General features: G+C 72.5%; 14 protein-coding genes. 4 read left to right on the forward strand and 10 right to left on the reverse strand.

The features are described from left to right. Positions 1 to 36: 36 nt before the first annotated feature. Positions 37 to 465, forward strand: coding sequence for an organic hydroperoxide resistance protein (locus tag V9U70_RS22725; protein ID WP_336678013.1), 429 nt, complete (start codon positions 37 to 39; stop codon positions 463 to 465). 81 nt (positions 466 to 546) lie between these two features. Beyond that, positions 547 to 1,344: an EI24 domain-containing protein gene (locus V9U70_RS22730; protein ID WP_336678014.1), complete on the forward strand. Its 798-nt coding sequence runs from the start codon at positions 547 to 549 to the stop codon at positions 1,342 to 1,344. On the opposite strand, the gene V9U70_RS22735 is transcribed toward V9U70_RS22730, so the two are convergent. Continuing rightward, positions 1,332 to 2,531, reverse strand: coding sequence for an amidinotransferase (locus V9U70_RS22735; RefSeq protein WP_336678016.1), 1,200 nt, complete (start codon positions 2,529 to 2,531; stop codon positions 1,332 to 1,334). The two genes, V9U70_RS22730 and V9U70_RS22735, sit on opposite strands and share 13 nt — an antisense overlap. Before the next feature lie 250 nt (positions 2,532 to 2,781). Then, positions 2,782 to 3,717 (reverse strand): SGNH/GDSL hydrolase family protein, encoded by a 936-nt coding sequence (locus tag V9U70_RS22740; protein WP_336678018.1) that lies wholly within the window; start codon positions 3,715 to 3,717, stop codon positions 2,782 to 2,784. 372 nt (positions 3,718 to 4,089) lie between these two features. Here V9U70_RS22740 and V9U70_RS22745 point away from each other — a divergent pair, with 372 nt between their 5' ends. Continuing rightward, a complete protein-coding gene (locus V9U70_RS22745; protein ID WP_336678020.1) occupies positions 4,090 to 4,584 on the forward strand; it encodes a DUF3145 domain-containing protein in 495 nt (164 codons plus the stop codon). A gap of 126 nt (positions 4,585 to 4,710) precedes the next feature. Here the strand turns inward: V9U70_RS22745 and fabF are convergent, their stop codons facing one another. The 5 genes from fabF to V9U70_RS22770 form a co-directional block, all read right to left on the reverse strand. After that, a complete protein-coding gene (fabF, locus tag V9U70_RS22750) occupies positions 4,711 to 5,973 on the reverse strand; it encodes a beta-ketoacyl-ACP synthase II (protein WP_336678022.1) in 1,263 nt (420 codons plus the stop codon). 76 nt (positions 5,974 to 6,049) lie between these two features. Continuing rightward, positions 6,050 to 6,298 (reverse strand): acyl carrier protein, encoded by a 249-nt coding sequence (locus tag V9U70_RS22755; RefSeq protein WP_336678024.1) that lies wholly within the window; start codon positions 6,296 to 6,298, stop codon positions 6,050 to 6,052. Positions 6,299 to 6,361: 63 nt separating this feature from the next. Further along, positions 6,362 to 7,363 (reverse strand): ketoacyl-ACP synthase III, encoded by a 1,002-nt coding sequence (locus V9U70_RS22760; RefSeq protein WP_336678026.1) that lies wholly within the window; start codon positions 7,361 to 7,363, stop codon positions 6,362 to 6,364. Between the two features lie 13 nt (positions 7,364 to 7,376). Next, positions 7,377 to 8,291 (reverse strand): ACP S-malonyltransferase, encoded by a 915-nt coding sequence (locus V9U70_RS22765; RefSeq protein ID WP_336678027.1) that lies wholly within the window; start codon positions 8,289 to 8,291, stop codon positions 7,377 to 7,379. Between the two features lie 89 nt (positions 8,292 to 8,380). After that, on the reverse strand, positions 8,381 to 9,580 hold the full coding sequence (locus V9U70_RS22770) for a PucR family transcriptional regulator (RefSeq protein ID WP_336678029.1): 1,200 nt from the start codon (positions 9,578 to 9,580) through the stop codon (positions 8,381 to 8,383). Between the two features lie 103 nt (positions 9,581 to 9,683). Between V9U70_RS22770 and V9U70_RS22775 the strand changes: the two genes are divergently transcribed. Continuing rightward, complete coding sequence (locus V9U70_RS22775; protein WP_336678030.1) at positions 9,684 to 10,355, forward strand: pirin family protein; 672 nt, start codon at positions 9,684 to 9,686, stop codon at positions 10,353 to 10,355. A gap of 84 nt (positions 10,356 to 10,439) precedes the next feature. On the opposite strand, the gene V9U70_RS22780 is transcribed toward V9U70_RS22775, so the two are convergent. The 3 genes from V9U70_RS22780 to V9U70_RS22790 form a co-directional block, all read right to left on the reverse strand. Beyond that, positions 10,440 to 11,852 (reverse strand): MFS transporter, encoded by a 1,413-nt coding sequence (locus tag V9U70_RS22780; RefSeq protein WP_336678032.1) that lies wholly within the window; start codon positions 11,850 to 11,852, stop codon positions 10,440 to 10,442. A 193-nt stretch (positions 11,853 to 12,045) separates the two neighbouring features. Then, the gene (locus V9U70_RS22785) at positions 12,046 to 12,315 is read right to left on the reverse strand and encodes a DUF397 domain-containing protein (RefSeq protein ID WP_336678033.1); all 270 of its coding nucleotides are present in this window, start codon (positions 12,313 to 12,315) and stop codon (positions 12,046 to 12,048) included. Next, on the reverse strand, positions 12,299 to 13,123 hold the full coding sequence (locus V9U70_RS22790) for a helix-turn-helix domain-containing protein (RefSeq protein ID WP_336678035.1): 825 nt from the start codon (positions 13,121 to 13,123) through the stop codon (positions 12,299 to 12,301). Before V9U70_RS22790 ends, V9U70_RS22785 begins: the two co-directional genes overlap by 17 nt. Positions 13,124 to 13,180 lie beyond the last annotated feature (57 nt).

Genomic DNA, 13,180 nt, shown 5'->3' on the forward strand with positions numbered 1-13,180 from the left:
GAGTCGCGGCGCACTGACTGGAGGAATTCTCACACCATGACCATCCAGAAGATAGACGTCGCCTACACCGCCGTCGCCACCGCCGAGAACGGCCGCGACGGACGGGTCTCCTCCGACGACGGTCAGCTCGACGTCGTCGTCAACCCGCCGCAGGCCATGGGCGGCAGCGGCGCGGGCACCAACCCGGAGCAGCTCTTCGCGGCCGGCTACAGCGCCTGCTTCCAGGGCGCTCTCGGTGTCGTCGCCCGTCAGGAGAAGGCCGACATCTCCGGCTCGACCGTGACCGCGTCGGTCGGCATCGGCAAGAACGAGGCCGGCGGCTTCGGCCTGGAGGTCGCGATCACCGCCTCCATCCCGAACGTCGACCGGGCCACCGCCCAGTCGCTCGTCGAGAAGGCCCACCAGGTCTGCCCGTACTCGAGCGCCACCCGTGGAAACATCAAGGTCGAGCTCTCGGTCGCCTGACCGCAGCGCCGCCGAACGAGGACCGCGCCCCGCCCGGGGTGCGGTCCTCGCCGCTTTCCGCAGGTGGTTACGCTGACGCCCATGAGTGATCTCGGCGCGGGTTTCGGCTATGTGATGAAGGGTCAGCGCTGGGTTGCCCGGCGCGGGCGCTGGTTCGGGTTCGGGCTGCTGCCCGGACTCATCACCCTCTTCGTCTACGCGGGCGCGCTCGTCGGGCTCGGCCACGGGGCGGACGACCTCGTCGCCTGGGCGACCCCGTTCGCCGACGCCTGGTCCTCGCCCTGGCAGGCCCTGCTGCGCACCGCTCTGACCGCGCTCGTCTTCGTCCTCGGGCTCTTCCTCGCCGTCGTCACCTTCACCGCCGTCACGCTCCTGGTCGGCCAGCCGTTCTACGAGTCGCTCTCCGAGGAGGTCGACCGCGGCGAGGGCGGCGAGGTCCCCGAGTCCGGGCTGTCCCTCTGGCGGGAGCTGTGGATCTCCGCCCGCGACTCCGTGCGCGTCCTGCTGCGCGTCGCCCTGTACGGAATCGCCCTCTTCGCCTGCGGCTTCATCCCGGTCATCGGCCAGACCGTCGTGCCCGCGCTGGCCTTCTGCGTATCCGGCTACTTCCTCGCCGAGGAACTGACCGCGGTCGCCCTCCAGCGCAGGGGCATGGTCCTGAAGGACCGCCTCGTCCTGCTGCGCGGCCGCCGGCTGCTGGTGCTCGGCTTCGGCGTCCCGCTGGCCCTGGCCTTCCTGGTCCCGTTCGCCGCGGTGTTCCTCATGCCGGGCGCCGTCGCCGGAGCCACCCTCCTCGCCCGCGACCTGACGGCCCCCGGCACGGACGCGAAGCCGGGCGGGGGCCCGGACGCGCGGGCGGCGGGCGATCAGCCGGTGTAGGACTCCAGGCCGCCGCGCCGCCGTACGTCGAGCGTCGCGCAGTGGAAGGAGCCGCCGAACGGCGCGTAGTGCAGCAGGTCGCACGGGATCGGCTCGAACCCCCACCGTTCGAGCGCGCGCAGCATGCCGGTGTGGTGCCGCTCCGCGATGACCCGCTTCTCGTCGACCATCAGGACGTTCATGCTGAGCCACCTGCCGCACAGCGAGGTCGTCCTGAGCACCCGGTCCTCGATGGGGTCGGGCTCGGGGGCGACCAGCACGTCCCACCCGTCCAGCACGGCGGGCAGCCGGTCGACGTCGATGTACTCGGGGTTGACGAGCACCTTGCCGGGCGCGAGGACGAGGAACGTGGTGTCGATGTGCATCGGCGTACGGCAGCGGCTCTCGATCTCGTGGATGCGGTAGCCGGGGCCCAGGTGGCGGCGCAGCCATTCGATGCCCAGGGCGTTGGTGACGTTGCTGCGCGTGACGAACAGGTCGCGTCCCGCGCGGATGAAATCCGCCGCATCGAACACCGGCTCGAACTCGGTGAGGATGTAGCGCATGGGCTCATCGGCTCGGGGGGCACGGAAGTCCGGCGCGAACAGCTCGTCGGTCAGCTCCGGCTTCGGCGCGGCCGTCCAGCGGGCCCCGCGCCGGAAGTAGTCCTTCAGGACCGTGCGGTACGAGTGTGTCTCGTAGTACCGGCAGGGCCATGCCATCGGGGTCTCGATGATCTCGTCGCCGATCACGAGCAGGCTGTCGCGCGGGCAGGTGTTGCAGAAGCCGCGCGAGACCCAGTCGGGGGTCGCGAAGCGGCGCCGGTGGTCGACCGGGTCCGGGCGGGTGACCGTGACGCCGAGCGACTGGAGGAGGGCGACGAACGCGTCCAGCTCCTGCTGGGCCGGCTCCATCAGTCTCCGGGGATACCTCCGCCCGGCCGCGAGCCCCTGGAGGCGGGCCGCCCACGGCGGGACGTTGCAGGACACCACCGGATGACTGGAGGGGATCGTCGCGTTGTCGAGGCGGCCGACGATGATCTCCTCCAGCGGGTCCCACTCGTTGTGGGACCCGACCGGTGAGACGAGCTCGGCCGCGGCCCCGGCGGCCCGGGAGTGCGCCGCCGCGCCTCCGGCGGCCGGTGCGGCGGCGAGACGGCTCTCCGCCACGTCCGCCGTCGTGTCGTCGTAGCCCGGCTCCACGGCCATGGTCGACCCCCTTCGTCGCCGACGGGCACATCACGCTCCTCATGGTGAGGGGGCAGGACCGGCCCGCGCCATTCGTCAGGCCCCGCCGAGCCCCGCCGCCGACCCGCCGCACGCCCGCGCCGCGCGGCGGCGGGGCCCGGCGCCGGCCCCGGAGCCCTTCCCTCCCTTGGCCCCGCCGGCCCCGGAGCGGTCCCCGCCCGCCGGCGGACCGTCCCGGGCGCGCTGCGGCCATCCGTGCGACCGTCCGTCCTCAGGCCGCCGGTCCCCGCGCCGGGGGCTCGGCCGCCGTGACGTTGCGGTAGGCGATCTCCGCCAGCCGGGCCTGGCCGTCGCGGCTCGGGTGGAACCAGTCCCACGGGCTCAGCTGCGCCCCGGTGAAGCGGAAGTCGAACACCGCGCCGCCGTCGTACCGGCAGTGCCGGTCCTTCGCGCACACGTCCCGCAGCACCTCGTTGTAGGCCACCACCCGCTCCCGCACCGCGTCCCGCCGGGCCACGGCCGCGGGCCCCAGATCGTCGGCGTCGGCCAGCATGGACCGGCAGATCCCGAGCTGCCAGACCTTCTTCCCCAGCTCGCTGGTCCGCCCGGTGGACCACAGCCGCTTCAGGTCCGGCACGCTGGAGACGTAGACCTGCGCCTTCGGGGCCCCGGCCCGCAACCGGCGCAGCGATGTCTCGAACGAGGCCCGGAAGTCCGCCACCGGAGTCATCAGCCGCACCGAGTCCCGGCAGGCGTCGTTCGCGCCGATCATCACGGTGACCAGCTCCGGCCGCTCCTTCGCCGCCAGGGCCATCTGCGCGGGCAACTGCGCCATCCGGGCCCCGGAGACGGCGTGGTTCCAGCTGCGCTCCGCCGCTTTCGACGGCCCGAGCAGCCGCACCGCGAGGCTGCGCACCGCACCGTCGCTGCCGGTGGCCCACGACACCTCCGGGCAGTCGGCCAGGACCCCGCAGGCGTCGAAGCCCCGGGTGATGGAGTCCCCGACGGCCGCGACGGAGCCCGGCGCCGGGTCCCAGCCCGGAGTGGGCGTGGGCGACGGCGCCGCGGTACGCGAGGCGGCGGGCGCGTTCCGTGCCGCGTCGCCGTCGCCTCCGCCGCAGCCGGCCAGCGCGGCGACACCCAGACAGGAGAGCGCCGTCAACGCGGCGGCACCACGCTTCCGCGGACGTTTTCCCTGCTCCGGCATGCGCCGATCCCCTCCGGTCGTGCCCTGACCCCTGCCAGGGGCCGGCCCCTGGCAGGCCCGACAGCCCCAGGTCATGGGCGTGCGTGCCCGGTCGGGTGAAAGCCGTCGCATCAGGGGGCCCGGGACCGACGGTACGTCACACGGGCGGCCCCGGCGCACGGTAGCTTTTCCCCGTCGAACCAGTGGCATCCCGCACGCCCGCGCGCACGCGAGTCGGTCCGGTATATTACATCTCGTCACATACTGTCCCTTTTCAGGAGATTAGCTCCCGATGCTGTTTACTGATGACAACCTCGGGAACCGGCCGGAAAAAGGCGGTGCGGGCACGAGGCCGCTGGGGAAGGCGTACCTCGTCCCACACGGGAGGTTCCGGTGACGACACGTGGAGTCCTGTACGTTCACTCCGCACCGCGCGCGCTGTGCCCGCACGTCGAATGGGCGGTGGCGAACGTGCTCGGTGTGCGGGTCCAGCTGGACTGGGTCAGACAGCCGGCCGCCCCCGGCACCTGGCGGTCCGAGTTCTCCTGGAAGGGCCGCGCCGGCACCGCCTCGCAGCTCGCCTCCGCCCTGCGCGGCTGGGACCTGTTGCGCTTCGAGGTGACCGCGGAGCCGTGCCCCACCGCCGAGGGGGAGCGCTACAGCTCCACCCCCGGCCTCGGCATCTTCCACGCCGTCACCGGCATGCACGGCGACATCCTGATCCCGGAGGACCGGCTGAGGGCCGCCCTGGCCCGGTCGACGCGCGGCGAGAGCGACCTGGAGGCGGAGATCGCCTCCCTGCTCGGCAAGCCCTGGGACGACGAACTGGAGTCCTTCCGCCACGCGGGCGAGGGCGCCCCGGTCCGCTGGCTCCACCAGGTGGTGTGAGCCGCGGAACGCGCCGCGCACGTCAGGAGCCCGCCTGCCGGAGCACCCCCGCACGCCGGAAGCCCGCCTCCCGGAGGACCGGGGAGGCGGGCTTCTTCCGTCACGGAACGCCGGGACGGCGCAGGGTCACACGGTCCTGAACGCCAGCACCACGTTGTGGCCGCCGAACCCGAACGAGTTGTTGATCGCCGCGATCGGCCCCTCGGGCAGCGCCCGCGGCTCGCCGCGCACGACGTCCGCGTCGATCGCCTCGTCGAGGTCGTCGACGTTGATGGTCGGCGGAGCCGTACGCCGATGCAGTGCGAGGACCGTCGCGACGGTCTCGATGCCGCCCGCGCCGCCCAGCAGGTGCCCCGTCATCGACTTGGTCGCGGAGATCGCGACGTGGTCCAGGTCGTCGCCCAGCACCTTGCGCAGCGCCTTGATCTCGGCGATGTCGCCCTGCGGCGTCGACGTGGCGTGGGCGTTGAGGTGGACCACCTCCGACGGCTTGAGGTCGCTGGAGTCCAGCAGGTTCTGCATCGCGGCGGCGATGCCCCGCCCGGTGGGCTCGGGCTGCGCGATGTGGTGGGAGTCGGCCGACAGCCCCTGCCCCAGCACCTCGCAGTAGACCTTCGCGCCGCGCGCGGCGGCGTGCTCGGCGGACTCCAGGACGACGACGCCCGCACCCTCGCCGAGGACGAAGCCGTCCCGGCGGGTGTCGTAGGGACGCGAGGCCTTCTCGGGCTCGTCGTTGCTCTTGGACATCGCCATCATGTTGGCGAACGCGGCGATCGGCAGCGGGTGGATCGCCGCCTCCGTGCCCCCGGCGACGACCACGTCGGCACGGCCGGTGCGGATCATCTCGATGGCGTACCCGATGGCCTCCGCGCCCGAGGCGCAGGCGGAGACGGGGGTGTGGACACCGGCCTGCGCGTTGACCTCAAGACCGACGTTGGCCGCCGGGCCGTTGGGCATGAGCATGGGGACGGTGTGCGGGGAGACACGGCGTACGCCCTTCTCCTTCAGCACGTCGTACTGGTCGAGCAGGGTGGTCACGCCGCCGATGCCGGAGGCGATGACCGAGCCCAGGCGTTCGGGGCGGACCGACGCGTCGTCGCCGGCCTTGCCGGTGAAGCCGGCGTCCGCCCAGGCCTCGCGGGCCGCGATCAGCGCGAACTGCGCCGAGCGGTCCAGCTTGCGGGCCAGCGGACGGGGGAGTACGTCGCCCGGGTCGACCGCCGCGAGAGCGGCGATCTTGACGGGCAGTTCGGCGAAGCGCTCGCCTTCGAGAGGCCTGACGCCGGACCGGCCGGCCATCAGACCTTCCCAGGTCGATGCGGAGTCGCCACCCAGCGGAGTGGTTGCGCCGATACCGGTGACGACCACGGTGCGATTGGTCGAGTTCACTGGAAAATCTTCTCCACGTGTAGAGGGTCGTGAATCAGCGGCGCCACCGCCGGGTGGCGACACAGCCGGGCTCGGATCAGCCCTGGTGCTTCAGGATGTAGTCGGCAGCGTCGCCGACGGTCTTGAGGTTCTTGACGTCCTCGTCGGGGATCTTGACGTCGAAGCGCTCCTCGGCGGCGACGACGACCTCGACCATGGACAGCGAGTCGACGTCCAGGTCGTCGGTGAAGGACTTGTCCAGCTGGACGTCCTCGGCCGGGATACCGGCGATCTCGTTGACGATCTCGGCGAGACCGGTGACGATCTCTTCCTGCGTGGCGGCCATCTTGGCGCTCCTTCGGTGGGTTTCTTCAGGGTTCGTGCGTACGGACCAAAAGGCCCGGTGTGCCTAGGGGAGGGTAACGACCGTCGCGGCGTAGACGAGACCCGCCCCGAAGCCGATGACGAGCGCGGTGTCGCCGCTCTTCGCCTGACCGGTCGCCAGGAGCCGCTCCATCGCGAGCGGGATCGAGGCGGCGGACGTGTTGCCGGTGGTCTCCACGTCACGGGCGACCGTGACGTGCTCCGGCAGCTTCAGGGTCTTCACCATCGAGTCGATGATCCGCATGTTGGCCTGGTGCGGGATGAAGACGTCCAGGTCCTCCGGGGAGATCCCGGCCGCGTCCAGCGCCTGCTGGGCGACCTTCGCCATCTCGTAGACGGCCCAGCGGAAGACCGCCTGGCCCTCCTGCGTGATGGCGGGGAACTTCTCGGGGCGGTCCGCGTGGAACGTGTCCCAGGCCACCGTCTGCTTGATGGTCTCGGACTTGTCGCCCTCCGAGCCCCATACGGTCGGGCCGATGGCCGGTTCCCGCGAGGGGCCCACGACGACCGCGCCCGCGCCGTCGCCGAACAGGAAGGCCGTCGCACGGTCCTCCAGATCGGTCAGGTCGCTGAGCCGCTCCACGCCGATCACCAGCACGTACTCCGCGGAGCCCTCGACGATCATGCCCTTGGCCAGGGTCAGACCATAGCCGAAGCCCGCGCAGCCGGCCGAGATGTCGAAGGCGGCCGGCCGTCCCGCGCCGACCTTGTGGGCGATCTCCGTGGCGACGGCCGGGGTCTGCTTGAAGTGCGAGACGGTCGAGACGACGACCGCGCCGATCTGAGCGGGGTCGATGCCGGCGTCGGCGATGGCCTTGCCCGACGCCTCGATCGACATCGCGGCCACGGTCTCGTCCTCCGAGGCCCAGTGGCGGGTGGCGATACCGGAGCGGGAGCGAATCCACTCGTCGGACGAGTCGATCGTTTCGAGGATCACCTCGTTCGGCACGACCCGGGTGGGGCGGTAACCGCCGACACCGAGAATCCGCGCGTACGGGGCGCCCTTGCTGGGCTTGATCTTCGACATGCTCTCGGGCTCCTTAGGCGCCCGCGTGCTCGGAGATGAGCGCGCGGGCCGCTTCGAGGTCGTCGGGGGTCTTGAGCGCGAGCGTCTTCACGCCGGGCAGCGCGCGCTTGGCGAGCCCGGTCAGTGTGCCGCCGGGGCTCAGCTCGACGAGTGCGGTGACGCCCAGGGACTGGAAGGTCTCCATGCACAGGTCCCAGCGGACCGGGTTGGCGACCTGCCCGACGAGCCGGGCGATGACCTCGGTGCCGGTGGCGACGGTGTGGCCGTCGGCGTTGGACACGTACGTCACGGTCGGGTCGACGACCGTGAGGTCCCCGACGGCCGCGCGCAGCTTCTCCACGGCCGGGGCCATGTGGTGCGTGTGGAACGCCCCGGCCACCTTCAGCGCGACCACCCGGCGCACGCCCTCGGGCTTGTCGGCCTCCAGGGCGGCGAGCTGTGCCCGGGTGCCCGCGGCGACGATCTGGCCTCCGCCGTTGACGTTGGCCGGAGTCAGCCCGAGCTTCTCCAGGTGCGGGACGGTGACGGCGGGGTCGCCGCCGAGCAGGGCCGCCATGCCCGTCTCGGCGACCGCGGCGGCCTCGGCCATGCCGAGCCCCCGGGTGCGGACGAAGCGCAGCGCCGCCTCGTCCTCGATGACGCCGGCGAGCGCGGCGGCGGTGATCTCACCGACGCTGTGGCCCGCGACGACGGACGGCGAGGCGCCCAGGGCGGACGCGGAGAGCAGACCCGCGGCGACCAGGAGCGGCTGGGCCACGGCCGTGTCACGGATCTCCTCCGCGTCGGCCCGCGTGCCGTAGTGGGCAAGGTCGAGCCCGATGGCGTCGGACCAGGCCGCGATGCGGTCGGCGGCGCCAGGGAGGTCGAGCCAGGGAGTCAGGAAGCCGGGCGTCTGAGCGCCTTGGCCGGGAGCGACGAGTACGAGCACCCTCACACTCTCTCTTGTGGACGGCCCCGCAGGCCCGTGGGGACAGGGACGAAGAACCGTCGGGCAAATTGTTGAAGTCCGACAAAAGTTTAGGACTGAGGGCCTGCCGCCGCCAAGCGCCCCAGGATCAGGGCGATGCGCAAGGTGAACGCGGAGCGCACATCGGAGGGAGACCATCCGGTGACGTCGGTCACACGTCGCAGCCGGTAGCGCACGGTGTTGGGGTGCACGAAGAGCATCCGCGCGGCCCCCTCCAGACTGCTCGCCTGTTCGAGATAGACACTCAGCGTTTCGAGAAGAGCCGAACCGGCCTCCTCCAGTGGTCTGTAGATCTCCTCCACCAGCTGGACTCGGGCGGCAGGGTCTCCCGCCATCGCGCGCTCCGGAAGAAGATCGTCCGCGAGCACCGGGCGCGGAGCGTCCTGCCATGCCGCGCACGCCTTCAGCCCGGCGGCCGCCGCCTGGGCGGACCGGGTGGCGGCCAGCAGGTCCGGGACCACGGGCCCCGCGACGACCGGCCCGGCGGCGTAGGGGCCGATGAGCCCCTTGGCGACCTGGAGCGGATTCTCGCTGCCGCCGGCGATGACGACCAGCCGGTTGCCCAGGACGCCCGTCAGGACCTGCACCTTCGCATGCCGGGCCGCGCGCCGGATCGCCTCCACGGTCAGCTCGCTGTCCCCGTCGGGAGCGGTGCCGAGGATGACGCAGACGTGCTCGGGCGAACTCCAGCCCAGCGCGGCGGCCCGGGAGACGGCCCCCTCGTCCGCCTCGCCGGACAGCACCGCGTTCACCACCAGTGATTCCAGCCGGGCGTCCCACGCGCCGCGGGCCTCGGCGGCCTGGGCGTAGACCTGGGCGGTGGCGAAGGCGATCTCCCGCGCGTAGACGAGCAGCGCCTCCCGCAGCACCGACTCGTCGCCGGGAGCGGCGACCTCCTCGATCGCGGCCTCCATGACCTCGATGGTCGTCCGCACCATCTCCACGGTCTGCCGCAGCGTGATCGCCCGGGTCAGTTCGCGCGGGGCGGTGCCGAACACGTCGGTCGAGATGGCCTGCGGGGTCTCGGGGTGCCGGAACCACTCGGTGAAAGCGGCGATGCCGGCCTGGGCGACCAGGCCGATCCAGGACCGGTTCTCCGGGGGCATCGCCCGGTACCACGGCAGCGATTCGTCCATGCGGGCGATCGCGTTCGCGGCCAGCCGGCCGGAGGACCGCTCCAGCCGTTTCAGGGTCGCGGCGTGCAGATGGGCGGCGTGGGCGGCGGAGTGCTCAGGATCGGGTCGGGACACGAGGACAAGACTGCCTTATCGGGCCGGGCCCCCGGAGGGCCGGGCCGGGAGTGACCCCAGGGAGGGGGACGCCCGGCGGACGCCTTCGGGCTACCGTGGCCGGGTGATATCCGTACACCGGGCCGAGGACCGCTACCGGGGCGGTGACGGGGCGACCGGCGTCGACACCCGGCACGCCCTGTCCTTCGGGCGCTTCTACGACCCCGGCAACCTCCGCTTCGGCCCGGTCCTGGCCTGCAACGAGGAGCGCCTCGCGCCGGGCGCGGGCTTCGACGAACACCCGCACAGCCACACGGAGATCGTCACCTGGGTCGTCGAGGGCGAGCTGACCCACCGCGACTCGGCCGGCCACTCCACGGTCGTCCGCGCCGGGGACCTGGCCCACCTGAGCGCCGCCTCCGGCGTCCGCCACGTCGAACGCAACGACGGCGCGGGCCCCCTGACCTTCCTCCAGATGTGGCTGGCGCCCCTGGAGCCGGGCGGCGACCCCTCGTACACGGTCGTCCCCGGCATCGCCGACTCCGCCCCGTACGCCCTGCCGGCCGCCGGTGCGACGCTGCACCCGCACCGGCTGCCCTGCGGCGGCCGGACGCCGCTCCCCGACGCGGAGCGCCTGTACGCGCACGTGGTACGCGGCAGGATCGGCTTGGGCGACGAGGAGCTGGGCCCCGGCGACGCGGCCCGGGTCACCGGCGCGCGGGGCCTGGAGGCGGTCGCCGCGACGGCGGCGGAGCTGCTGGTGTGGGAGCTGGGCCGACCGCTGCCCCCGCCGTGACGAGACCCGCGCCGGGCGGCGTGCCGGGGGTCCGCCCTGCGCCCGCCCGCGGTGCCGTTCGCTGGAGTGGGCGGCGGCCGCAGGTCAGTCGTTGCGCGCCCGGACGGCCAGGACGGCGACCAGCAGGGTCGGCACGAGCAGCAGCGAGAAGGTGATCGCGTAGCCGCCGAGCCGCCCGGCCCCCGCGGCCAGGCCGGCGTTGAGCACGGCGGTGGCGCACGCCAGGACGACGACCTGTCCCAGGTTCATGTTGGTCTGCATGGCGCTGGTGGTGTGGCCCAGCCGGTCCGGAGCGCTGTGGGAGAGCGAGAGCACCGTGACGCAGGGATCGAGCATGCCCATGCCGATCGCCGCCAGCGGCATGGCCGCCATGGCGAGCAGCGGGGACGCCCCCGAGAGACTGCCCGCGACGGCGAAGGCGACGGACGCCGCCATGACCAGGGCGCCGGCCGTGACGAGGCGGTGCCGGGCGACGTGCTGGAGGAGCTTGCCCTGGGCCCAGGACGCGCCCGCCCACAGCACCGCTGAGGCGGTGAACGCGACGCCGACCGTGACCGCGGCGACCTTCCGTTCGGTGATCAGCATCAACGGCACCAGCGCTTCGACGGTGAAGTACGTGCCGGAGGTCAGCCCGCGCAGCAGGACCGCGGTGGGCAGCCCGCGCGCGCTGCGCCACGTCCCCTCCGGCAGCAGGCGGGGCGCGAAGACCACCAGCAGCCCCACTCCGGCGACGGCGAACAGCAGGTGGCGCACATCCCACCCAGAGACGCCGTACTGGCCGAGCGCCGCGCCCAGGCTGAGCAGCGCCGCGACCAGCAGCGGCGGCCGGGAGGCGCGCTCCTCCACGGGCGGGAGGTCGTCGGGCGGGGCGGCCCGGCCCCCGTCGCCCGCAGAGGCCCGGCGGAGGACCGCTGCCAGGGCGATCGCGGGCACCACCGTCAGCGCGGCCAGACCGTAGAACACCGCACGCCAGGACCACGCCTCGGCGACCACTCCGGCGATCGGGGGGCCGACCAGGGAGGGAATGATCCAGCTCGCGCTCATCATGGCGAGCATCCGGGGACGCAGATACTCCGGGTACGACTGGCCGATGGCGGTCGTCACCGACACCGCGACCATCCCGGCCGCCAGACCGTCCACGAAGCGGCCGGCCACCAACTGCCAGATCGACACGCTGGACGCCGACACCAGCAGCGTCACCACGGACAGGGCCATGCCCAGGGCCAGGGGGCGCCGCGCGCCGGAGCGGTCCGCCCAGTGCCCGCCCAGCACCCCGCCCAGCAGACTGGCGGCCACGAAGCTCCCCGCCACCATGGGGAACAGGGGCACCCCGTCCAGATCCTCGGCCGCGGTCGGCAGCGTGGGCACCACGGCCAACGCGGCGAAGCCGGTCAGGAACATCACCGCTGCGAAGGTCAGAGTGGCCGCCGCGTACTGCCGGGAGAAGATCCCCGGCAGGCTGTCGTCCGGCGTTCGGAGGGTCTGTCCCGTCGTCATCGGCGTCCCGTCGCAGTGGGTCGACGCCCCCGGTCATTGGTCCGGACCACGCGGGGCCAGAGGGGAAGCTATGGCAGGGGCCGGCCCCCGGGCAACCGAATAAAGCGCGAACGCGAGCGCGACGCCGAGCAGGGCGGTACGGGGGCCAGTCGCCCGTACCGCCCTGCTCCTGCCGCTCCCCGCGCAGGCGGTGTCAGCGCAGCCCGTCCACGAACGCCTGCCAGGCGGGGGCCCCGAGGACGATCGCGGGGCCGGACGGGTTCTTGCTGTCGCGGACGGGAACGGACCCGCAGGGGGAGCCGTCGGCGACCTCGACGCAGTCGCCGCCGGTGTTGCCGCTGTAGGAGGAGGTACGCCAGGCGGCGCCGCCGGTCACGGTGCACTCGACGCATTCGCCGCCGGTGTTACCGCTGTAGCTGGACTTACGCCATTCCGCGCTCTTCAGGTCAGGGTCGGTCTCCATAACGCTCCTCCATCACGCGGCTGATCCGCGCCACCGATTCCTCGACGGAGAGTGCGGTGGCCTGGAGGTGAGCGTATCGGAGCGAGGCCTCTCTGACCGTCTCCGGGTTGGCCGTCATATGTCCGGAGATGACGTCCTCGGTGTAGACGATCTCCGGGTCGTCGTCGAAGCGCAGCTGATTGAACGAGCCCGCCAGGCTCGCGTGTTCACCGGCCTCGAACGGCAGCACCTGAATCCGCATCCAGCGGTGCGCCGAGTAATCCAACAGCTTCTGGAGTTGGGCCCGCATCACCTCATGCCCGCCGATCGGCCGGTACAGCACCGCCTCGTCCAGGATCGCCCAGGCCAGCGGCGGCTTCTCCCGCTCCAGGATCCGCTGGCGCTCCATCCGGGCGGCGAGCAGACCCTCCAGGTCGTCGGGCATACCGGTGGCCAGGACCGCTCGCGCGTACTCCTCCGTCTGCAACAGCCCGTAGACCACCTGCGCCTGGTACGTCGAGATGTACGCGGCCTTCGCCTCCATGTCCGCGTACGGCTGGAACCACGTCGGCAACTGGCTCCGCAGCACAAGACCCACCAGCCGCGAGAACGTCCCGTCCGTCCCCAGCGCCGCGTCCACGCGCTCCGAGAAGTCACGGGTGGGGATCTTCTTCGTCGTCTCGATCTGGCCGATCAGGGAGCCCGTGCAGAAGATGATGGCGCCCAACTGCGGCTGCGTCAGGCCCTGGGCCTCGCGCTGGCGGCGCAACTCGCCGCCGTAATAGGCGAGCGGGGAGGCGTCGGGATCGAGCGTCTGGATGTTGGCCACGGATGGACCTCCGGGTGCAACGCCTCGCGGCGTTCGTTTCGGTACGTAGCCGAGCGT

Source organism: Streptomyces pratensis (genome assembly GCF_037137275.1).
Classification (GTDB): Bacteria; Actinomycetota; Actinomycetes; order Streptomycetales; family Streptomycetaceae; genus Streptomyces; species Streptomyces pratensis_B.